Genomic DNA, 21,880 nt, shown 5'->3' with positions numbered 1-21,880 from the left:
GACCGGCTCAGTCCTGCTGGTCGTGCAACCTCAGCTGCAGGGCCAGCAGGAGTCGGTCGTCCGGGTCGGACAGGTCGTAGCCGGCGACCGACTCCAGCCGCCCGATCCGGTAGCGCACCGTGTTCTGGTGGGTCGTCAGCGCCTGCGCGGCCGTGCTGTACTCACCGTGGAAGCGCAGCCAGACCCGCGCCGTGTCCAGGAGGTCGATGCTGCTGCGAGCGTCGTACCCGACGAGGCTGCGGAACCGCTCGTCATCGAGCAGGGAGGCCCGGGGCAGCGCGTCGAGGCACTCGGCGAGCAGGACCGCGGTCCGGTCGCTCTCCAGGGTGACGACGGGCCGGGCGGCCGAGGGCGCCGTCCGGGCACAGACCCGCTCGATCTCGGCCCGTGCGGCGCGGACCGAGCCGGCGGAGGCCGACGAGCTCACCGCGGCCCGGAAGGTGGCATGCCGCTGGACCTGCAGGTGGGCGACGGTCCGCTCGGCCCAGGCGACGTCGCGGGCGGCCTCGGACGGGCCGGGCGCCAGGACGTAGAGCCGGCCGCCGTACGGCGCCACCATGGCCTGCTCCCCCAGCGAGACCGCGCGCATGCTCAGCAGCGCCACGGCCTCCGACGAGACCAGCCACTCGGCGGCCAGGCCCTCGTCGACGGCCTCCAGCCCGATCAGCGCGAAGCTGGCCGGCTCCCGCACCCGAAGCTGAGGCATGTCGTCGCCGGGGGCGGGGCCCTCGGGCGCGAGCAGGCGCTGGACCAGCTCGGTGCTGACCGAGTGGATCTGCCGCGCCTGGCTGACCAGCCGGGCGGCGTACCGGGCGGCGCCGAGCAGGTGGTCCTCCAGCTCGGGCCCGAAGGCGACGTCGGTCTCCTGCGCCCAGATCGTGCCGAGGTAGACCCCGGTCGTCGGGTCGGCCATGCCGATGCCGAGGCGGCGGCGTACCTCTCCCGCCTCGGGCAGCTCGACGACCTTGCCGGGGACCCGCAGGCGGTCGTAGACGCGCTCGGAGCGCAGCTGCTCGACGTGCCACTGCGGCGGCTCCCGGCCCAGGATCGCGAGCCGGCGGATCGGGTCGGCCTGGTCGCTGTACGGCGAGAACGCCATGACGCGCGCCCGCTCGTCCTCGATGGAGATCAGCGTGCCGGTCGCGACGCCCAGCGCCTTCGCGATGTCGAACAGGTCGGTGTGCTCGGCGAGCGCGCGGGTGAACCGAGAGCTGCCCAGGTCGTGGCGGCGGGGCTCGACGACGACCCGCAGCGCCTCCGCCAGGAGCGCGGACCACTCCGGCCCCCGCGGGACGACGACGACGGCGCCCTCGAGGAGGGCGTCGGGAACCGGCACGCCGGGATCGCGAAGCAGGATCGCGCCCGCGGACCGGACGGCCAGGCCGGCGGCCAGGAGATCGATCGCCCCAGGGCCGTCGCCGGTGAGGACGAGCAGGCCCACGCCGACCTCCTCCGGCGTCGGCTCCGTGTCCAGGCTCGCCGCGTCCACGAGGACGTGGGTGCGCAGCGGGAGCTCGGGATCGACCCGGCCGAGCAGGCGCACGTCGGTGATCAGCCGGAGCGCGTGGACCAGGTCGCGCAACGAGGCCGACACCGCCAGGGAGGGCGCGTCGGTGTGCGGAAATGCGTCCGACACAGCCATGGAAGTTCCTCAAAGGACCTGCGGGATTCTTTGAAGGATCCTACATGGACTCGCGCGTTCGGCGCTCCCTACGGTGGGGACATCCGGCAGCCCGATGCCGGACCGAGACCCACGGGAGACCGCCATGTCGAACACCCCCACCCCGCGCCGCCGGATCACCGGGATCGCCCTCACCACCCTCGTGGCCGTCACGGCGCTGACGGCGTGCTCCTCCAGTGACGAGAGCGGCGACGACGGCGCCGCCGGCGGCGGCGGCGACACCACGCTGGCCATCCCCCAGCAGGTCGGCGTCCCGCCGTACAGCTACCTCGACGACAAGGGCGAGCTGGCCGGCCTCCTGCCCGACCTCTCGACCGCGCTCGGCGAGGCGATGGGGCTGGAGGTGGAGAACGAGCAAGCCTCGTTCGAGAACTCGCTGCTCGGGCTGCAGCGCGGCACCTACGAGTGGGTGCCCGGCGTCGACGTCACCGCCGAACGGCTGGAGAAGTTCGACTTCGCCACCAACCTGATCGAGAGCTACGGCTTCCGGGTCAAGGCCGGCGGCATCGACATCGGGGACTCCATGGACGACCTCTGCGGGCTCTCGATCGCCGTCACCGCCGGCTCCAGCCCGGTGCCGGTGCTGCAGGACCAGTCGAAGACCTGCACCTCCGACGGCAAGGACGCGATCGACGTCCAGACGTTCGCGGACCAGGCCACGGCCGACCTCGCGGCCAAGAGCGACCGCGTCGACGCGGTCACCGCGACCAGCAGCGGCCTGGCCTACCAGGTGACCACCGAGCCGGACGTCTGGAAGATCACCGGACCGATCTACCAGTCCATCGACATCGGCTTCGCGGTGATGAAGGGCGACGACATGGCCGAGAAGCTCGTCGAGGCCACCGACGAGATCATCGCGAACGGCACCTACGCCGAGATCCTCGCGAAGTACGGCGCCGAGAAGATGGCCGTCGACGCATCGGTCCTCAACCCCGAGCCGGCATCGTGACCGAGACCATGGCCGATCCGGGCCGCGACGCGGCCACTTCGGACACCTCGGGACCCACGACGTCGGCGGCCCCGGCGGCCTCGGGCGGCGCCGACGCATGGGACCGGCACCTGGCGGAGCTCGCCGCGATCCCCCACGCCCGGCGACTCCACCTGCTCCGGGCACTGCTCGCCGTCGTCCTCCTCGCGGCCGGCACCCGACTGGTGTGGAGCGTCGTCGAGAACCCCGCGTTCGAGTGGTCGACCGTCCGCTCGTACTTCTTCTCCGACCCGGTGCTGACCGGTCTGGAGAACACGATCACGCTGACCGCCCTGTCCATGGGCCTGGCCCTCGTGGTCTCGGTGCTGATCGCCAACATGCGGCTCTCCGACAACCCGGTGCTCCGCGCCACGGCGGGCGTCTACGTGTGGTTCTTCCGCTCGGTGCCGCTGCTGGTCCTGCTCATCTTGTGGTTCAACATCTCGCTGATCTACCCGACGTTCAGCATCCCCCTGCCCGGCGGCGGCTGGTCCTGGGAGACCAAGGACCTGATGACGGCGTACTGGTCGGCGGTCCTCGCCTTCGGGCTCCAGCAGGCGGCCTACACCTCGGAGATCATCCGCGCCTCCCTGCTCGCGGTCCCGTCCGGGCAGCGGGAGGCGGCACTCGCGCTCGGGATGCCCCCGGGCCAGATCTTCCGGCGCATCGTGTTCCCGCAGGCGATGAAGATCGCGGTCCCGCCGGTGAGCAACGACCTGATCAACCTGCTCAAGGCCACCGCGCTGGTCGCGTTCATCTCGGTGCCGGACCTGCTCTACTCCGTGCAGCAGATCTACAACCGGACCTTCGAGGTCGTGCCGCTGCTCATGGTGGCGACGCTCTGGTACATGATCCTGGTCAGCATCCTCTCGCTGGGCCAGTTCTACCTCGAGCGGTGGCTCGGGCGATCGGCCGGCGCGCGAGTGAGCCTGCGCGCCCGAGCAGCGAGGAGCACGACATGACCGCCGTGGACGGACCGGCCACGCTCCCGACGGATCGGCGCGCCGACGAGCCGCTGATCAGCGCCCGCGGGATCAGCAAGTCGTTCGGCGGCCATCAGGTCCTGCACGACGTGTCGCTCGACGTACGCCGCGGCGAGGCGGTCTGCCTGCTCGGCCGTTCCGGCAGCGGCAAGAGCACCTTCCTGCGGTGCCTCAACCTGCTGGAGCGGGCCGAACGCGGCATCGTGATGCTCGACGGCGACCTGCTCGGCCACCACGTACGACGCGGCCGGGTCCACCGGCTGCCCGCCCGCCGGGAGGCCGTCCAGCGCCAGCAGCTCGGCATGGTGTTCCAGCAGTTCAACCTGTTCGCGCACAAGACCGTGCTGGAGAACGTGATCGAGGCTCCCGTCAAGGTCGCCGGCCGGTCCCGACGCGAGGCCAGGGCCGACGCGGTCGGCCTCCTGGAGCGGGTCGGCCTCGCCGAGAAGGTCGGCGCCTATCCGGGCCAGCTGTCCGGCGGCCAGCAACAGCGCGTCGCCATCGCCCGGGCGCTGGCCATGAAGCCCAAGGTGCTGCTCTTCGACGAGCCGACCTCCGCGCTCGACCCGGAGATGGTCAACGAGGTCCTCCAGGTGATCCGCGACCTCGTCGTGGGCGGCATGACGACGATCATCGTCACCCACGAGGTCGGCTTCGCCCGCGAGGTCTGCGACCGCTTCGTGTTCCTGCAGGACGGCCGGATCGTCGAGGAGGGCCCGGCCAGCCGGCTCAACGAGGGCGCCGAGCACGCCGCCACCCGGGACTTCCTCAGCAAGGTCCTCTGACCCTCCTCGTCCGACGAGTCCCACCCAGCCCAGAGAGGCACCCAGCCATGTCATCGGGAGGCGCGAGCATGCCCTCATCCACCACCACCGGCTTCCGGGTCGCGGTCATCGGCGGCGGCTTCGCCGGGATCGCCGCCGCCCGCGAGCTCCACCGCCGCGGGTACGACGTCACCGTCTTCGAGTCCGGCGACGGCCCCGGCGGCACCTGGCGGGTCAACCGGTTCCCGGGGGTCGAGGTCGACACCCCGGCCGTCATGTACTCCTACTCCTTCGCCCCGGGCGAGTGGAGCCGGGAGTTCCCGGGCGGCGAGGAGCTGCGCAGCTACCTCGAGCGGGTCGCTCGCGAGGCCGGGCTGCTGCCGTTGTTCCGCTACGGCCGCCGGGTGACCCGGCTGGTCTGGGACGAGGCCGCCGCGACGTGGTCGCTGACCGCGCGGGACGTCACGACCGGCGCGACGGAGACCGGTGACTTCCGCGCCGTCGTGTCCGCGGTCGGCCTGCTCAACGTCCCGCGTCACCCGGACTGGCCGGGCCGGGACCGGTACGCCGGCGAGATCTTCCACACCGCCGAGTGGCCGGCCGGCGTGGAGCTGTCCGGACGCCGGGTCGCGGTCGTTGGCACCGGATCCACCTCGGCACAGGTCGTGGCCGAGCTCGCCGGCGTGGCCAGCCACCTCACCGTCTTCCAGCGCCAGCCCGGCTGGGTCGACCCCAAGGCGGGACGGGTGTACGACGACGCCAAGCGGGCCCGCCTGCGCCACCCGGTGCACCGGCGGGTCGCCCGGTGGCGGCTGTTCCTCGGACTCGAGCGCCGCTGGCTCGGCGGCCGGATCATCCGGCCCGGGAGCGACGTCGACACCACGCTCGTCGACGCCTGCCGCAGCTACCTGGACGAGGTGTTCGCCGACCACCCCGACCTGAAGGCACAGCTCACCCCGACCTCGGCGTACCTCGGCAAGCGCGCGGTGCACTCCTCGACCTTCTACCCGGCCCTGCTGCGCGACGACGTCACACTGGTGCCGCGCGCGGTCGTCGGCATGCACGAGAAGGGCCTGGTCGACGCGAACGGCGAGGAGCATGTGGCGGACGTGGTGGTCACCGCCACCGGCTTCCGTGCCGCCGAGTTCCTCGGTGGCATCGAGGTGGTCGGTCGCGGCGGCACCGTCCTCGCCGAGAAGTGGGGCGACGACCCGATGGCCTTCCTCGGCATCACCGTCGACGAGATGCCCAACTTCTTCATGCTCTACGGCCCCAACACCAACTGGTACGCCCCCGTCTTCGGCATGGAGAAGCAGGCGCTGTTCGTCGGCCGCACCCTCGACGAGCTGCGCCGCCGCGGCGCCCGAACGGTCGAGGTCAAGGCGTCGTACGTCGCGGCGCTCAACCGGTGGCTGAAGCGGCGGCTGGACGCCAGCTCCTTCGCCCAGACGCCGAACTACTTCCGCTCGCCGTCCGGGCGGGTGGTCACCCAGTGGCCGGACGGGGCGTCGGTCTACTGGCTGCTCACCCGGGCGCTGTGGAAGCGCTCGGCCCGGTTCGAGTGACGGCTCAGGCTCAGATCCGCTTGCCGAAGCAGCGCGACAGCGGGGCGTCCCGGTAGAACCCGAAGCCGTCGATCTCCTCGTAGCCGGCGCTGCGGTACAGCCCGATCGCCTCGGGCTGCCGCAGCCCGGTCTCGAGGACGGCCAGGTCGTGTCCGGCGACGCGCGCCGTGTCCTCCAGCTCGGCCAGCATCGCGCGGGCGAAGCCCCGGCCCCGCCGCTCGGCGACCACGAACATCCGCTTCACCTCCACCGCGCTGGCACCGCCCAGCACCCGCACCGGCGACCGGCGCCAGGCACCCGTCGCGACGGGGACCGCGGGACCCGCGCTGCCGTCGTACCCGACGAGGAAGAGCCCCTCGGGGGGCTCGAAGACCGCCGGGTCGACCGGGCTCTCGTCGGGCGAGCCGTACCGCTCGACGTACTCCCGCTGGACGCGGGCGACGAGGGTCGCGGCGTCGGCGTGGAGGTAGCCGACCGGGCGGAGGTCGAGGGAGGCTTGCATGGCGAAACTGATTCAACATCGCCGTGACCGGCCTGTCACAATGGGCGGTGTCCGTGACCGCAGGTGTCGTCGTCGCGAGCGTCGCGAGGCGCGTGCGATGGCAAGGCGGCGGAGCGAAGGCATGCTGGGCGCACGTCGAGCGACGCCAACGCAGCCAGCGGGCGTGCCTCGCGGCGCGCAGCAGGCGAGACCTGCGGTCACGGACACCAGATCTCTGACAGCGTCGTCAGCCCGTCCTGCACTCATGCAGCGTGAAAGGGTTCGACCGTGACCGACATCCAGATCCCCGCCGACCTCAAGCCCGCCGACGGCCGCTTCGGCGCCGGGCCCTCGAAGATCCAGACCAGCCACCTCGACGCACTGGCCGCCACCGGCGACACCCTGATGGGCACGTCGCACCGCCAGGCCCCGGTCCGCGACACGGTCGCCCGGGTCCTCCGGGGCCTCGGCGACCTGTTCGACCTGCCGGACGGCTACGAGGTCGTGCTCGGCAACGGCGGCGCCACGGCGTTCTGGGACATCGCGGCGTTCGGCCTGATCGAGAAGAGGTCGCAGCACCTGACGTTCGGCGAGTTCTCGAGCAAGTTCGCCTCCTCGGTCAAGGCGGCCCCGTGGCTCGACGCGCCGTCGGTCATCGCGGCCGACCCGGGCTCGCGGCCGGTCGCGGTCGCCGAGGCGGGCGTCGACGTCTACGGCTGGGCGCACAACGAGACCTCGACCGCCGTGATGGCACCGGTCGTGCGACCGGAGGGCATCGACGAGGGCGCCCTCGTCCTCATCGACGCCACCTCGGGCGCCGGCGGGCTGCCGGTCGACCTCGCCGAGAGCGACGTCTACTACTTCGCCCCCCAGAAGAGCTTCGCCTCGGACGGCGGCCTGTGGTTCGGCATCTTCTCCCCCGCGGCCCTCGAGCGCGCCGAGCGGATCGCCGCCTCCGACCGCTACATCCCGCCGTTCTTCAACCTCAAGACGGCCATCGACAACAGCCGCCTCAACCAGACCTACAACACCCCGTCGGTCGCCACGCTCTTCCTCATGGCCGAGCAGCTGGACTGGATGAACGGCCAGGGCGGCCTCAAGGGCATGGTCGAGCGGACCACCGCCTCGTCGGACGCGCTCTACGGCTGGGCCGAGCGCACGTCGTACACGACGCCGTATGTCGCCGACCCGAGCCACCGCTCACTGGTGATCGGCACCATCGACTTCGACGAGTCGATCGATGCCGCGCAGATCGCGAAGGTGCTGCGCGCCAACGGGATCGTCGACACCGAGCCGTACCGCAAGCTGGGCCGCAACCAGCTGCGGATCGCGATGTACCCGGCGATCGACCCGAGCGACGTCGAGGCACTCACGGCGTCCATCGACCACGTCGTCGGCCGGCTCTGAGCCGGGCTGCCGGGAGCGCGCCCTAGCGCGACGACCTGCTCCGGACCCGGCGCGCGAGCGCGCGGAGCAGGTCGCGCGCGGACGCGTCGTCCAGGCTGGTCGTCGTGCGCCGGGCCTCGGCGAGCCGGGCGACCTTCCGCTCCAGGCGCCGCACCTGCTTCGCCGCGCGCTGGTCGGCCTCGTCGACCGCGAGCCGGGCCACCGTGTCCGCGAACCAGCCGGCCGATCCGACGGTGACCTGTCCCGGCGTGGTCGTCTCGACCGGGTGGTCCTCCGGGTCGACCAGGAGGTGGGTCGGGTCACCGACGACGGTGGCCGCGGAGGCCTCCAACGCCGCGATCGAGGCCCGCGTCTGCTCGTTGATCCGCTCGGCCGCCCACCGCGGCACCCGGACCTTCTCGGTGCCTGTCCCGCTCGGCGGCGCGTCCCCCATCCGGCGCGCCGCTCGGCGCAGCACGCGGGTCCACAGCTCACCGTCCTCGCCGCGCCCGTTGGCGAGGTTGAAGTGCCGCAGCATCTCGATCTCGGGGTACGGCGGCGAGGAGTTGAGCACCGGCTGCAGCTGCAGCACCCCGTCGATGTCCAGCAGGCTCTCGAAGGCGCGGTGGTTGAGCATCCGGTCCGTCGGATCGCCACAGACGAAGACCAGCCGCTCCTCGCCGAACCGCCGCCCCCAGGTGGCGATGATCTCGGCGGGGTCGTAGCGCCGGATGTTGGCGGCATGCGGGTGACCGGGCTCGAGGACGCCGGCCAGCCAGTCCTCGAACGGCTCCAGTCCGCCGCGGCGCAGGGCCTGCTGCCAGATCGACGGCAGCAGCGCGGCCACCGGTCGCAGCGTCACCACCACGGTGACGTCCGCGCCGAGCCGGTCACGGATGGCCGTGACGCGGTCGGGGGTCGCGCCGCTGAACCCCTCGCTCGACAAGACGACGCAGCGCGCCGTCGATGCCCGGAAGTCCTCGGCCAGCCGGTCCCAGCGCCGCTCGAGCCGCGCCGTGTCGCCGTGCGCGGTGCCGGCGGCGAAGCGGGCCGCCGAGAGCGGGTTGGCGCCCCTGCTCACGTAGTCGACGCCCCGGCGGTCGAGCTCCTCCCGCGCCGCGTGGAAGGACGCCTGCAGCGCGGAGGTCCCCGTCTTCGGGAGCCCGATGTGGAGGATGCGGGACCCGGCGGGCAACGGTGCGGGCAGATCCACCCTGCGCATGGGCGACGGCTCCTCGCTCGACGGACGGGACGGTCCGCCACCCTATCCGAGCGGAATCCCCCGCTTCAGGCGTAGGTGTCGACCCGGCGCGCACCGAGCGCGATGAGCAGCTCGGTGCGGGCCGGACCGCGGATGGCGCCCGGAGCGGCCAGGGCCTCGGCGACGGTGCGCTCGAGGTTCCGGTGCTCCTGGAAGTGCCGCAATGCGGCCGAACGCCACTCCTCGATGTCTGGCCCCATGCCCGGCATCGAGGCGACCGCACCGCGCGCACGGGCCAGCCAGCCCGCACAGAGGACGGCGAACGCCAGCAGCAGGACCGCAGTGGTCAGCTCCAGTGGCATCGTCGGCTCCTCTCGGTGGATCGGTGCCTGACCAACGACCACCGGTACGCCGGGTGACGGTCCGCCGCGAGATCGGGACTTCGTCCCGAGCGGACCCGGGCTAGAGCCGCGCGGCGATGAGGTCGTACGCCGCGGGCCCGAAGGCCACCATCCGTGCCACCTCCACCTCGGTGGGGGTGGCACGCAGGGTCTCCAACGCCGCGTCGACGGCGTCGTCCTGCGGCCAGCCGTAGGCGCCAGCGCTGATCAGCGGGAACGCGATCGAGCGGGCGCCGAGCTCGTCGGCGACCTCGAGTGCGCGGCGATAGCAGGAGGTCAGCAGGGAGCGGTCGGTCTCGCCGGCGTGTCGGTTCGGCCCGACGACGTGGATCACCCAGCGGGCCGGCAGCCGCCCCGCCGTGGTCCAGCCGGCGTCGCCGGTGGCCAGGCCGTGCGGGAACCGCCGCCGGCAGTCCTCGAGCACCTCGGGCCCGCCGGCACGGTGGATCGCCCCGTCCACCCCGGCTCCTCCGCGCATCGCGCGGTTGGCGGCGTTGACGACCGCATCGACCTCCTGGACGGTGATATCGCCCTGGACGAGCTCGATCTCCATCACTCGACCGTACGGAGCCGCACCCGGCACGGTCCACCCTCGACCAGGCCCTCGGCGGTGCGGACCGCCTTCTTCACGGGAAGCACGAACGTCTTCTCCTCGGCGCTCGGGAAGACCGACGTCCGCCAGGTGCTGGACCCGACGCTCACCTCGACCCGCACACTGCCGAAGCCCTTGCTGGGCCCGGTCTCGTCGATCGCGTCGGACACCTCGAACGGCAGGCTGACGAAGAACCAGGCGCCGCCGGTCTCCTCGTCGCGCGCCTGCCAGCGCCACAGCTCGGCGGTGAACTCGTGCTCGGTCACGGACCGATCGTGCCACCGACCGCCGACCAGTGGCTCCCTAGCCCGAGAGCAGGCGCAGCGTCGCCCGCTCCAGGGCGGCCTGCCGCGCGTCCGCGTCGTCGTGGCGGCGCCGGACCGCGGCCCGGATCGTGCGGCCCTCCTCGTAGGCGTCGACGACCCGCGGGTCGACGTACGCCGAGCGGGCGAGCGCCGGGGTGTTGCCGAGGAAGTCGGCCACCTCCCGCATCGCGCCGGCGATCGCGCGCCTGCGCGCGGTCTTCGACACCTCCGGTCCTGGCGCGGCCTCCGCGAGCGCGGCCGCGGCCAGCACGGTGCCGTGCCAGGTGCGGAAGTCCTTCGCGGTGACCTCGAGCCGGCTCACCTCGCGCAGGTAGTCGTTGACCTCGGTCCCGGTCACGTCGAGCAGCCGCGGGTCGGCCCGGCGACGTCGCCGGCGCCGGTCGAGGGCCGTGACCGCCACGGCGTCGTCGACCTCGACGTGGTGCTCGATCCCGGACTTCCCGGTGAACTCGAACACCAGCACGTCGCCCGAGCGCCGCACGTGCCGGCGCTCGAGGGTGGTGAGGCCGAAGGAGCCGTACTCCTCGGCGTACACGTCGTTGCCGATCCGGAAGCAGCCGAGGTCGATCAGCCGCACCGCGAGCGCGCAGGTCGCCCGCGCGCCCAGGTCGTCGTCGGCGAGGTCGGCGAGCACCCGCTCGCGCAGCCGCGGCAGCCGACGCCCGAGACCGACCACCCGGCGGTGCTTCTCGGCGGCCCGCCGCGCGACCCAGTCCGGGTGGTAGAGGTACTGCCGCCGGCCCGCGGCATCGGTGCCCACCGCCTGGAGATGCCCGTTGGGCCGCGGACTGATCCACACGTCGGTCCACGCCGGCGGGATGACCAGTGCCCTGCACCGCGCCGCGTCGTCGGCAGGCAGTAGGCGGCCGTCGAGGCCGAGATGGACGAAGCCGCGACCGGCCCGACGCCGGGTCCAGCCCGGCTCGTCGGGAGAGGTACGACGCAGCCGGGCCACGCGTGGGAGGTAACCGCCGACGGCCGGTTCAACCTGGATCCAGGTTCAGTCCCGCGGCCGCAGCGAACGCAGCAGGACCAGCACGATCACGACACCGGCGACGCCGCCGACCGCCCAGGGCCACAGGTCGCGCTCGGCGGCCTCGACGGGCGCCCGCCCGCTGCCGTCGTCCGGTTGCGGCGGGGACGGGGAGGCGGAGGGCGACGGCGAGGCCGGCGGCGACGCGGACGGCCGGTCGAACGGCAGGTCGACGCGCAGCACCTCCGCGCCCGCACCCTCCGAGCCGACCAGGACCTCGCCGGACTCGCTGATCGCGAGCCCCTCGCCCTGCGGCTGGCTGGGCAGGTCGACCTGGGCGACCCGGTCGAGTCCGGGCCAGGTGTAGATCGCCGCCTGACCGTAGTTGCGCAGCACGAGGTGCTTCCCGTCCGGGTGGAAGCTGCCGTCGGTGGCGATGCCGAGCACGTCGTCGACGGCCGTCAGCTCGTTGGGCCCGTCGGGGTCGAGCCGCTCCGGGGCGGCGTACAGGCGGCCGATGAACTCCTTGGCCACGACGTACAGTCGCCCGGTCGCGGGGTCGGCGAGCAGCGTCTCGGCGTCGTGGGGTCCGTCGGGATAGGTGAGCCGGTACGCCGGCGCGACGATCTCGCGCTCACCGCGGCCGAACGGCACCCGGGCCACCTCGACGTGGTCCCGCGTCCCGGCGTTGTCACCGATGTCGCCGACCCACACCTCGCCGTCGCCGGCCGGGGCGAGGGCCTCGATGTCCCGCGCCTCGCCCTGCCAGCGCGTGGTCCCGACCGTGTCCCCGGTCGCGGGATCGACGGTGAAGATCCGGTTGCCGTCCCCCGAGTCGTTGACCGTGACGACCAGGCCGTCGCGGGCGACCAGGCCGCTGGACTCGGTGATCTCGGGATCGGTGAACCGGAACACCGGCTCGCCCGGCGCCGGCTCGAGCGCGGCACCCGGCGCGAGGAACCCGGTCCCGAAAGGCACCGCGAGCAGCAGCCCCGCGAGCAGCCTCCTCACCCGCGTGGCTCCCCCAGCAGGGCGCCCAGTCGGGGACGGATCCCCCAGGCGGACACCAGGTCGTCGTACTCCGCGCCGTCGCCCGGCTGCCCGGTCCGCACCGCGCGCAGCAGCGTGTTGCGGGGCGTGTGCCGGCTGTCGACGAACTCCATCACGTCCACCCGGTAACCCTCACGGCGCAGCAGCAGCGCGCGCAGCGTGTCGGTGAGGGTGTCGGCGAACCGCTCGCGCAGAATCCCGTCGCGCACCAGGGAGGCGTACGGCGCCGGGGCCGGGGCCGTCCGCAGCTGGGCCGCGATGTCGTGGTGGCAGCACGGGGCGGCGAGCACGAGGGGCGCCTCCCAGCCGACCGCGCGGGCCAGGGCGTCGTCGGTGGCGGTGTCGCAGGCGTGCAGCGCGAGCACGACGTCGGGCGCCTGCTCGAGCTCGGCCTCCCCGATGGTGCCGGAGACGAAGGTCGCCTCGATGCCCAGGCGCTGCGCGACCGCGTTGTTGTGGTCACGCGACTGCTCCTTCACGTCGACCCCGGTCAGCCGGACCGGCAGCCCGCGGCGCTCACGGAGGTAGCGCTGCGCGGCGAAGGTGAGATAGCCGTTGCCGCAGCCGAGGTCGACCACCCGCAGCGGGTCCGTCTCGGTCGGGGTGCGCAGGTGGCCCTTGGCGATCGCGTCGGCGACCGAGCGGTCGAGGATGCGCAGGAAGTCCTCGACCTGGCGGTACTTCGCCATCCGGCTGGGCTTGATCCGGCCGTGGGCGTCCGCGAGCCCGAGCGCCGCGAAGACCGGCTCGTCCTCGGGCAGCAGCCGCTCCTTGGCCCGGTCGTGACCACGCTCGAGCGGCGCCTGCCCCGACCGCGCGGCGGTGTGCACCGCGGCGTCGCCCTTCTTGGTCACCCGCAGGCTCAGCTGCTGCTCGGCGGTCTCGACCGTCCAGTTGCCGAACGGCTCGGACAGCAGCGCCTCGACCGCCTCCTCCGCCGCCGCGCCGAGCAGGTGGTTGGCGGTGTGCGCCTGCGTGGCGTCGTACCGCACGACCTGGAGGTGCCGGCCCGTCTTGAGGTCCACCCAGCGCAGCTCGACCCGCCGCCACGGCGGGGCGGCGGCGCGGCGGCGTCCCGAGGCGACGGCCCGCACGAGGCGGTCGTCGGCCAGCAGGTCCGCCCGGACCCGCGCCAGGCCCTCGTCGAGCGACAGCGTGCTCATCGGGTGCTCACCGGACGCTCACTTGAGGAGTGCCGCGACGATCACGATGAGCAGGAGCGCCACCAGCGCGGCCGGGATGATCAGGCGGCGGTGGCGTGGGTTCACCCGTCGATCGTAGACGGGTGAACCCACGCGCCCGGCGCTGGCTCAGCGCACCCGCTTCGCCTTGCTGGTCGCGACGCCGGTCGACGTGCCGTTCTGCACGGTGACCCGCACCGACAGCCGGCGGCCGCGGTCGGCCCGGGTGACCTGGTAGCGGGCCTTGGTCGCCTTCTTGATCGGGCGTCCGTTGCGCAGCCACTGGTAGCGCACCGACGTGACGCCCGTCGACCAGCTGCCCGTGGTGGCGCGCAGGACCTTGCCCACCTTCGCCGCGCCGCGGGCCTTCGGGGGCGCCAGGGCGGCGATCGCCGCACCGTCGCCTCCCTGGGGACCGCCGCTCGGGCCGCCGTTCTGATCGCCGTTCGGCCCGCCGCCGGCCGGCGGGCTGAGCGGCGCGACGGACCAGTCCGGCTCGCTGCCACCGGGCAGCAGCAGGCTCAGCGCACCGGTGCAGCCGGGGATCTTGTTGTCCGCGAAGGTCCAGATCCCGTCGGCCGCGCCGAACGCCAGCGTGGTGCTGTCGGGTGACCAGGTCGGGTCGGTGATCTTGTCGGACGGCTCGCCGTCGAGGTTGCAGGCGTCGTCGGGCAGCCCCGGGACGGCGCCCGAGCGGATGTTCCCGTTGATCCGGTAGGTCATGATGTCGCGGCCGTCGCCGTATCCCCGCACGCCGGCGAGCAGGGTGCCGTCAGGCGAGACCTCCGTGTTGCCGAAGTCCTCACTCGGGTACCAGATCTCGCCGTCGTCGAACCAGTGCTGCTGGGTCGCCGCGCCCACGTCGTGCACCATCACCTGGTGGCCGTAGCCGCCGCTCTGCAGCGTGCGCCGGTTGGTCACCCAGGACGGGTCGCTGTAGAAGGAGGTGCCGTACGCCGCGGGCGTGCCCGCGCCGGTCGTGCTGACGTACCCCGTCGCGGTGCGCCAGCCGCAGCCGTTGGTGCAGGAGTGCTCCGAGAAGGTGTAGGCGATGAGGGCACCGTCGGGCGAGATGGCGGCGTTGACCGGGCTGCCGTCCATGGTCCCGCCGAGCGAGCTCGGGAGTCGGGGCGGGTCGATCTCGGCGAGGACCCGCCCCTGCTGGTCCAGGGTCACGATGTTCTGGTAGCGCACGGCGGCGACCACGCCGCCGTCGGACTGGCTGGGAGCACGGTAGGGCAGTCCCGCGCTGCCGTCGGTCGTCAACGGGCGGGCGCCGGTGCCGTCGCCCCGGGCGATCCAGACGTTGTGGTCCTTGATGTAGGTGATCGTGCCGGCGCCCGACGCCGCCGCGGACGCGTGTGGCGTGACGTGCGGGAGCGGGAGCAGCAGGGCACCGGCGCACAGGGCGGCGAGCCCGGCACCGGCGATCCGGCCGGGTCGGTGGGTCATGGGTTCTCCACGTTCGAGGGGTTCTGGGGGGGTCTAGATAGGTCTCCCCCACCGTCTCGACGCGGAGAGCCCGGCGGACAGGTGCAGGAGTCCCCGAACGCCCGGGACGCCGTGGAGCCACCCCGCCCGTCACCACGGCTTCCTGGTGTGCATTCACCGAAACGTCGGTGACACGACGCCGACATACGCGATCGCTAGTTTGCCGAGCGACCGACTGCCCGACCGGGAGCCGGTCGGACCGACAGAAGGAGAGTTCGTGAGACCCGACCCGCACACGCTGCGCGCCTCGCTACGCCGCCGACTGCTGCCCGGCGTCGCGGCCGGAGCCCTGGCCACCGGCCTGCTCGCCACCGTCCCGACGCCCGCGGACGCGTGGAACTCCGTGCCGACCGTCGGCGGCGACACCTGGGGCGTGCACGACGCCGCGAACCCCGGTCTCGACACGGGCAGCGTCCGCAGCACCGGCGGCAACGCGCTGCAGGGCTACGGCGGGCTGCGGATCGAGGTGGAGGACGGCACCAGCCGGCTCAACGGCGTGCTGCTGCGCGGCTTCGGTCTCACCTACGACGGCCACGAGACCTTCACGACGACGAAGGGCGTCGACGTCGACGGTGTGGTCGTGCGCCGCGAGCTCGTGGTCCCCGAGGGCGAGAGCTACGGCCGCTTCCTCGACACGTTCACCAACACCACCCACGAGGCCGTGACCTTCGAGGTCGCCTTCGGCGGCCAGCTCGGCTACGACACCGGCGAGAACCAGAGCGAGGTCAGCGCCACCGGCAGCGGCGACGACATCATCGACAGCGCCGACGGCTGGGCGTCCTGGTCCACCCCGACGACCGCCGCCGGGAACCCCAGTCAGAACGGCCCGTCGGCCACGGTCTTCGGCACGCCGGACCGCGCCGAGTCGCTCGACCGGACGGGCAACTTCCTCCTCGACCCGTTCGGCACGCCGCTGCCGACCGAGGGCGACGCGGCCAACCACCCCGGATTCGTCAACACCGTCACGGTGGCGCCGGGGCACAGCGCCTCACTCCTGCGCTACGTGGTGACCGGCCTGCCCGAGGGCCGTGCGGTGCTCGGTGCCACGCGACCGGCCGGGTCCGAGGTCAGCCGGGTGGAGGCCGCGGCCGCAACCCTGGCCGCGGTGCCCGACGTCGACGGGCTCAGCGTCGCCGAGCTCTGCTCGGTCACCAACTTCGACGCGGGCGCGCTCGGCCTCGGCGGCGCGGAGTGCGACCAGCGCGCGATGAACGAGCTGGTCAACCAGGCGCGGGGCGCCACCGCGGCCGTCACCCCACCCACCACCTCGCCGTACGACGTGGTGGGCAAGTCCATCACCGAGCTGGTCGCCGACATCAGGGCCGGCCGGACCAACTCCCAGCAGATCGTCCGGGCCTACCTCGACCGGATCGCGGCCTACGACCGCGGCCCGCTCGGGCTGAACTCGGTCATCGCCGTCGCGCCCGACGCGATGGCCCAGGCCCGCGCGGCGGACCAGGCGCGGGGGAACGGCGACAGCCGGCCGCTGCTCGGCATCCCGGTGCTGGCCAAGGACATCATCGACACCAAGGACATGCCGACCACCGGCGGCTCGCGGGTGTTCGACGGATACCAGCCGCCGACCGACGCCTTCCAGGTCGGCCTGATGCGTGAGGCCGGGGCGATCGTCCTCGGCAAGGCGAACCTCGCCGAGTTCGCCAACGACGGCCACTTCAGTCCCAACGGCTACGGCATGGTCTGGAACGCCTTCGACCCCTCGCGCAGCCCGATCGGCTCCAGCGGCGGCTCGGCCGTCGCCGTCGCGTCGAGCTTCGCCGCCGCGGCCTGGGGCACCCAGACCGGGGACTCGCTGTGGGGTCCCTCGGGCGCCGCCAGCCTGTACTCCCTCCGGGGCACCGACGGCATGCAGTCCAGTGCGGGCACCATGCCGCTCACCCTGATCCAGGACTACGTCGGCTGGATCGGGCAGTCCATCGAGGACCTCGCCCTGCTGCTCGACGTGACGGCGGTCGACAACCCCGACGACGTGCTCGACGACGTCGCCAACGGCCACCGCCCCGACGACTGGACGGCGCACCTGTCGGGCGACGCGCTGCGGGGCAAGGTGATCGGCGTCCCCGCCACCGCGTTCGACGACCCGTTCGGGACCAGCGAGGTCAGCGACGTCCTGGAAGCCAGGTTCGCCGACTTCGAGGCGGCCGGCGCGACGATCCGGGTGATCCCCGACTTCGCCGCCGCGCCGACCCGCGGCAACTACGGCAACACCGGCTACGAGGGTTGGCTGCAGTGGCTGGCCGCGCACCCCGACGCGCCGTACGACCGGCCGGAGCAGATCACCAACAACCCGCTGCGGGTGCCCTACCAGTACCCCGGGGTCTACACCGGCGACGGGACCGGCATGACCGAGCAGCAGCAGCGTGACTTCGAGGCCTACCGCGCGCTGTACCGCGACAACATCGCGGGCTGGATGGACGACAACGGCGTCGACGCCGTGCTCTACCCCGCCGAGCTCAGCGAGATCCACCTCAACGACTCGATCCAGCCCAGCTTCGGCCGCAAGGACCCGCAGTCCTCGGCGGCGGGGGTGCCCACGGTCATCTTCCCGGCGGGCGCGACGGAGAACGGCAACCCGGTCGGCTTCCAGCTCCAGGGCAAGGCGTTCCAGGACGCCGAGCTGATGGGCTTCGCCTACGCCTTCGACAAGATCGCGAACGGGCGGGTCCTGCCGACCGACGTCACACCCCGGCTGGAGTACGACGCCGACGCGGTGCCCGACGACGTCGACCCGCTCGACCCGCTGCCGGAGCCGCCCGTCGTCACCCCGGCTGCCGCCAAGCGGCTGACCGTGCTCGACCCGCGTGCCAAGGCGAAGCTGCGCGGGGGCAAGGCACGCGTGGCGTTGAGCATCGGCTGCGCCAGCGCCACCGACGACTGCACCGGCGTGGTCCAGGTGCGGGTCGGGAAGCGCACCTTCACCGCGCCGGCGACCGTCGGCGCGGGCGGCCAGTCCACCGTCACGGTCCGGCTGAGCAAGGCTGCGTCGGCCAAGCTCCGCAAGGGCGGGAAGCTGACCGGGTGGGTCACCTTCAGCGGCACCGACACCACGGCGAGCACGACGACGTCGGTCAAGGTCAAGGTCCGCCGCTGACCTGAGGGAGGCCGACTGCCCGGAGATGCTCGGACATCCCCGGGCAGTCGGCCTGTCACCACAGGTCGAGCGATGCGGTCATGATCGCCGCGAGGTCCTCCGCGGCCACGTCCTTCGGCGCGGTCGCGAGCAAGCGCTGCTGCTGCAGGGCACCGTCGACGAGCGCGTCGACGTCGCCGGCGGCGTACCCGACCTCGGCCAGGCCGTTGGGGATCCCGATGTCGCGCATCAGCGCGGCGATCACCCCCGGCAGCACCGAGGCGTCCGAGCCGGCGACACCGGGCGACAGCAGCCGGGCGGCGCGCAGGTGCCGCTCGGGAGCGGCGTCGAAGGTGAACCGGAACGCCTCGGGCGCGGTCAGCGCGACAGCCATGCCGTGGGGCACCATCGCCTCGTCCTGCGGGTAGTCCGCGGGACGGAAGTCCCGGACCCGGCCGGCGATGGGGTAGGCGTTGGCGTGCGGGATGTGCACGCCGGCGTTGCCGAACCCGAGGCCGGCGAAGGTCGCGGCGAGCGCCATCTGCTCGGCGGCCTCCGTCCCGCCGTCGCCGTCGCGAGCCGCGCCGACCGCGGCCCGGAACGCGCCGGCCAGCAGGCCCAGGGCACGCTCCGACCAGAGGTCGGCGATCGGGTTCGAGCCGCAGTACGGCACCCGCTGCTCCGGGCTCTTGGCCGGGAAGTCGGCGTACCAGCGGGCGGTGTAGCTCTCCAGGGCGTGGCAGAGGATGTCCATGCCGGCGGCCGCGAGCACGCCCGGCGGCTGGGTCGCCGACAGCGTGGGATCCACGACGGCCAGCCGCGGCCGCAGCGCCGGATGGCTGATGCCGGTCTTCACGTGGAGGGCGAGCACGTCCATCACGCAGATCGTGGTCGACTCGCTGCCCGTGCCGGTCGTGGTCGGCACGGCCGCCAGCGGCAGCACCGGCTGCTCGGGCGCCCGCGCCTTGCCCACCGGCGCGTTGACGTAGTCCATCAGCTCGCCGGGATTGGTCACCAGCAGCGCGACCGCCTTCGCGGTGTCGATCGACGAGCCTCCACCGACCGCGACCACCGCGTCGAACGGCCCCTCGCCGCGGGCGAACGCCACCGCCTCCTCCAGCGAGGCGTCGGTCGGCTCCACCCGAGCGCCGGCGTAGGTCACGACCTCGACGCCGTGGGTGCGCAGCGACCCCGCGACCGTCTCGGCGTGGCCGGCGGCCACCACGCCCGCGTCGGTGACGAGCAGGGCCCGGCGCGCGCCCCAGCCGCGGACGTCGTACCCGATCTCGGTGGCGGCGCCGCGGCCGAACTTCAGCGCCGGCGCGGCGTAGGTGAAGACGGTCTCGTTCAGGTCCGGAATCACGCCGACACGGTATCGCCGGCCGCCTCGATGGCGGCGCGGACCGAGCCGTAGACCTTGAGCCGGCGGGCCGCGATGTCGGCCAGCGGCACCCAGGCGACCGCGTCGGTCGTGCCGCCCTCCTCGACGACGCGCGGCTCCCCCGGCCCCACCTGGGCGCGGTAGATGACCCCGATCGCGTGGAAGTCCTCCTCGCGGCCGTTCGGGGCGGTGCCGGTGAAGTGGTGGTCGAGGACCGTGAGCAGGTCGCCGGCCTCGCCCTCGAGCCCGCACTCCTCCCACAGCTCGCGGCGGATGGTGTCGCGCGGCGACTCGCCGTGGTCGATCCCGCCGCCCGGCAGGTGCCAGGTGCCGGGGTCGGGCGCGAGGTCCGAGGTGCGGGTCAGCAGGATCGCGTCGCCCTGCACGACGTAGGCGTAGGCGGCGGTGCGCTGTCGCTGGCGCACGGCGTGCGACGCCAGGGCCTCGGTCACGAGGCCGACCGTCGGCAGGGTGCCGTCCAGCACCGCCGCGATCGGCTGCCACGCCGCCTCCGCGGTCGACCCGTCGACCTCGGTGACGTGCGGCTCGGGCGCGTCGGCGGGCACCCAGCCCTCGTACACGATCCGGACCGAGTGGGCATCGACGCGCCGCCCACGACGCCAGGAGTCGGCGACGTGGAGCGAGTGGACGTGGGCGGTCTCCCCGACCTGGGCGTGCAGCCCGGTCTCCTCGTAGACCTCGCGGACCACCGCGTCGCGCGGGTCCTCGCCGTGGTCGACGCCACCGCCGGGCAGGGACCACAGCTCTCGCTTGGTCACCCGCTCCGCCAGCCGGGAGAGCAGGATCTGGTCGCCGCGGACGATGACGGCGTACGCCGCCAGCCGCTGTACCCGCTGCCCCATCCCCGCCTCCCGTTGAGTCGTCACATCCGCACCGTTGAGTCGTCGCATCTGACCCGTTGAGTCGTCGCTTTTCTCCCCTTGAGTCGTCACTTCTGGGGTCAGTCCCGCTGCTAGGAGCCTATGCGGTCGCCCGCCGAGGCGCGCGGAGGGGCACCGGCGCAGGAAGGGACCGGGCAGGTCGCAAGAAGTGACGACTCAACGGGTCAGATGTGACGACTCAACCGAACAGGGGCCGCGCGTCCCGGGCCAGGGAGTGGCGGCCGGCCCAGCGCCAGATGCGCGCGGAGCGGTCACGGTCCTCGTCGGTGACCAGGTTCCCCATCCAGCGCAGGGCGAGGGTCATCAGGAGGTCGGAGCGCATGCCGATCGGTCCGAGGGCGGGCAGCAGGCGCGGCACGGTCACCAGCGCGGCGAGCCGCCGTGCGATCGAGAAGGACTCACCGTAGTGCTCCCGCAGCAGCTGCGGCCAGACCGTCCCCAGGTCGACGTCGGCCGACTCGGCGAGCAGCTCGGCGACGACCCGGCCGGTCTCGAGGCCGTAGTCGATGCCCTCGCCGTTGAGCGGGTTGACGCAGGCGGCGGCGTCGCCGATCAGCGCCCAGTTGCGGCCGGCGACGTGGGAGACGGCACCGCCCATCGGGAGCAGCGCCGAGGTCGGCGCGCGCAGCTCCTCGCCCAGGCCGAACTCGGCGCGGAGCCGGTCGGCGTAGAGCCTCATCAGCGGCTTGATGGCCACCTCGGCGGGCCGCTTCGCGGTGGCGAGCGTGCCGGCGCCGAGGTTCACCTCGCCGCTCTGCCCGCCGAGCGGGAAGATCCAGCCGTAGCCCGACAGGATCTCGTCCTGCTCCCCGCGCAGCTCGAGATGCGAGCTGATCCAGGGGTCGTCGGCGCGGGTCGAGGTGACGTAGGAGCGCCCGGCGACGCCGTAGACGGTGTCGCGGTGCCACTCGCGCCCGAGCACCTTGCCCAGCGGCGAGCGGACGCCGTCGGCGACGATCAACCGCCGGCAGGCGACCGAGCGGCCGTCCTTGAACACGACGGCCGCGACCCGCTCGCCGTCCGTCCGTACGTCGACCGCGCGGGCGTCGTCGAGAGCCTGGGCACCGGCCTTGAGCGCGGTCGTCCGCAGGTGGTCGTCGAGCTCCGTGCGGGCGATGGCGCTGCCCCAGTCCGGCAGGTTGCCGCCCGGCCAGGGCAGGTGCAGCGTCTGCCCGAACCCGTGGGCCCGGAGCCCCTGGTTGACGGTGTGCGAGCGCACCCAGTCGCGCAGTCCGAGCCGCTCCAGCTCCCCGATCGCCCGGGGGGTGAGGCCGTCGCCGCAGGTCTTGTCGCGAGGGAACACCGCCGCGTCGGCGAGCACCACGTCGAGCCCGGCCCGGGCCGCCCAAGCGGCCGCCGCGGACCCGGCGGGACCGGCACCGACGACGAGGACGTCGGTGCTCAGGTCGGCTGCTGCGCTCATCCCCCGATTGTGTCAGGACCCCCGTCCGTCCCGGGAAGTCGGGC

19 protein-coding genes are annotated in these 21,880 nt (G+C 73.2%); 6 read left to right on the top strand and 13 right to left on the bottom strand.

Annotated elements, in window-relative coordinates; translation table 11 throughout:
- Positions 1-7 precede the first annotated feature (7 nt).
- Positions 8-1,642, bottom strand: coding sequence for a helix-turn-helix domain-containing protein (locus KVF89_RS15230; RefSeq protein WP_257426725.1), 1,635 nt, complete (start codon positions 1,640-1,642; stop codon positions 8-10).
- Between the two features lie 124 nt (positions 1,643-1,766).
- Here KVF89_RS15230 and KVF89_RS15225 point away from each other — a divergent pair, with 124 nt between their 5' ends.
- The 4 genes from KVF89_RS15225 (at position 1,767) to KVF89_RS15210 (ending at position 5,960) form a co-directional block, all read left to right on the top strand.
- On the top strand, positions 1,767-2,630 hold the full coding sequence (locus tag KVF89_RS15225; protein WP_257426724.1) for a transporter substrate-binding domain-containing protein: 864 nt from the start codon (positions 1,767-1,769) through the stop codon (positions 2,628-2,630).
- Positions 2,627-3,610 carry an amino acid ABC transporter permease gene (locus KVF89_RS15220; protein WP_257426723.1) on the top strand — a complete coding sequence of 328 codons (984 nt, stop codon included), beginning with the start codon at positions 2,627-2,629 and terminating at the stop codon, positions 3,608-3,610. The genes KVF89_RS15225 and KVF89_RS15220 overlap by 4 nt, the downstream gene beginning before the upstream one ends.
- A complete protein-coding gene (locus KVF89_RS15215) occupies positions 3,607-4,416 on the top strand; it encodes an amino acid ABC transporter ATP-binding protein (RefSeq protein ID WP_257426721.1) in 810 nt (269 codons plus the stop codon). Before KVF89_RS15220 ends, KVF89_RS15215 begins: the two co-directional genes overlap by 4 nt.
- A gap of 68 nt (positions 4,417-4,484) precedes the next feature.
- On the top strand, positions 4,485-5,960 hold the full coding sequence (locus tag KVF89_RS15210) for a flavin-containing monooxygenase (protein ID WP_257426720.1): 1,476 nt from the start codon (positions 4,485-4,487) through the stop codon (positions 5,958-5,960).
- A 10-nt stretch (positions 5,961-5,970) separates the two neighbouring features.
- On the opposite strand, the gene KVF89_RS15205 is transcribed toward KVF89_RS15210, so the two are convergent.
- Complete coding sequence (locus tag KVF89_RS15205; RefSeq protein ID WP_257426718.1) at positions 5,971-6,462, bottom strand: GNAT family N-acetyltransferase; 492 nt, start codon at positions 6,460-6,462, stop codon at positions 5,971-5,973.
- A 267-nt stretch (positions 6,463-6,729) separates the two neighbouring features.
- Between KVF89_RS15205 and serC the strand changes: the two genes are divergently transcribed.
- Complete coding sequence (gene serC, locus KVF89_RS15200; protein ID WP_257426717.1) at positions 6,730-7,848, top strand: phosphoserine transaminase; 1,119 nt, start codon at positions 6,730-6,732, stop codon at positions 7,846-7,848.
- A gap of 22 nt (positions 7,849-7,870) precedes the next feature.
- On the opposite strand, the gene KVF89_RS15195 is transcribed toward serC, so the two are convergent.
- The 8 genes from KVF89_RS15195 to KVF89_RS15160 form a co-directional block, all read right to left on the bottom strand.
- Positions 7,871-9,049, bottom strand: a complete 1,179-nt coding sequence (locus tag KVF89_RS15195; protein WP_257426715.1) for a hypothetical protein — start codon at positions 9,047-9,049, stop codon at positions 7,871-7,873.
- Between the two features lie 65 nt (positions 9,050-9,114).
- Complete coding sequence (locus tag KVF89_RS15190) at positions 9,115-9,390, bottom strand: hypothetical protein (RefSeq protein WP_257426713.1); 276 nt, start codon at positions 9,388-9,390, stop codon at positions 9,115-9,117.
- A 100-nt stretch (positions 9,391-9,490) separates the two neighbouring features.
- Positions 9,491-9,985 (bottom strand): O-acetyl-ADP-ribose deacetylase, encoded by a 495-nt coding sequence (locus tag KVF89_RS15185; RefSeq protein WP_257426711.1) that lies wholly within the window; start codon positions 9,983-9,985, stop codon positions 9,491-9,493.
- Complete coding sequence (locus tag KVF89_RS15180; protein WP_257426710.1) at positions 9,982-10,287, bottom strand: DUF1905 domain-containing protein; 306 nt, start codon at positions 10,285-10,287, stop codon at positions 9,982-9,984. Before KVF89_RS15180 ends, KVF89_RS15185 begins: the two co-directional genes overlap by 4 nt.
- 37 nt (positions 10,288-10,324) lie before the next feature.
- Positions 10,325-11,302, bottom strand: coding sequence for a DNA topoisomerase IB (locus KVF89_RS15175; RefSeq protein WP_257426709.1), 978 nt, complete (start codon positions 11,300-11,302; stop codon positions 10,325-10,327).
- A 45-nt stretch (positions 11,303-11,347) separates the two neighbouring features.
- Complete coding sequence (locus KVF89_RS15170; RefSeq protein WP_257426707.1) at positions 11,348-12,331, bottom strand: hypothetical protein; 984 nt, start codon at positions 12,329-12,331, stop codon at positions 11,348-11,350.
- Positions 12,328-13,533, bottom strand: coding sequence for a class I SAM-dependent methyltransferase (locus tag KVF89_RS15165; RefSeq protein ID WP_257426706.1), 1,206 nt, complete (start codon positions 13,531-13,533; stop codon positions 12,328-12,330). The genes KVF89_RS15170 and KVF89_RS15165 overlap by 4 nt, the downstream gene beginning before the upstream one ends.
- A gap of 147 nt (positions 13,534-13,680) precedes the next feature.
- Positions 13,681-15,003 carry a hypothetical protein gene (locus tag KVF89_RS15160; RefSeq protein ID WP_257426705.1) on the bottom strand — a complete coding sequence of 441 codons (1,323 nt, stop codon included), beginning with the start codon at positions 15,001-15,003 and terminating at the stop codon, positions 13,681-13,683.
- Positions 15,004-15,259: 256 nt separating this feature from the next.
- On the opposite strand from KVF89_RS15160, the gene KVF89_RS15155 reads away from it, so the two are divergent.
- Positions 15,260-18,151 carry an amidase gene (locus tag KVF89_RS15155; RefSeq protein ID WP_257426704.1) on the top strand — a complete coding sequence of 964 codons (2,892 nt, stop codon included), beginning with the start codon at positions 15,260-15,262 and terminating at the stop codon, positions 18,149-18,151.
- A 55-nt stretch (positions 18,152-18,206) separates the two neighbouring features.
- Here KVF89_RS15155 and KVF89_RS15150 read toward each other — a convergent pair whose 3' ends face one another.
- From KVF89_RS15150 to KVF89_RS15140, 3 genes are all read right to left on the bottom strand, one after another.
- Positions 18,207-19,493, bottom strand: a complete 1,287-nt coding sequence (locus KVF89_RS15150; protein ID WP_257426703.1) for a hydroxyacid-oxoacid transhydrogenase — start codon at positions 19,491-19,493, stop codon at positions 18,207-18,209.
- Positions 19,490-20,374, bottom strand: coding sequence for an NUDIX domain-containing protein (locus tag KVF89_RS15145; protein ID WP_257426702.1), 885 nt, complete (start codon positions 20,372-20,374; stop codon positions 19,490-19,492). The genes KVF89_RS15150 and KVF89_RS15145 overlap by 4 nt, the downstream gene beginning before the upstream one ends.
- Before the next feature lie 217 nt (positions 20,375-20,591).
- Positions 20,592-21,836, bottom strand: coding sequence for a geranylgeranyl reductase family protein (locus tag KVF89_RS15140; RefSeq protein WP_257426700.1), 1,245 nt, complete (start codon positions 21,834-21,836; stop codon positions 20,592-20,594).
- Positions 21,837-21,880: the final 44 nt, after the last annotated feature.

It is taken from the genome of Nocardioides carbamazepini (assembly GCF_024614185.1).
GTDB lineage: Bacteria > Actinomycetota > Actinomycetes > Propionibacteriales > Nocardioidaceae > Nocardioides > Nocardioides carbamazepini.
The sequence above is the reverse complement of the archived record's forward strand: the minus strand, read 5'-3'. Positions and strand labels throughout refer to the sequence as shown.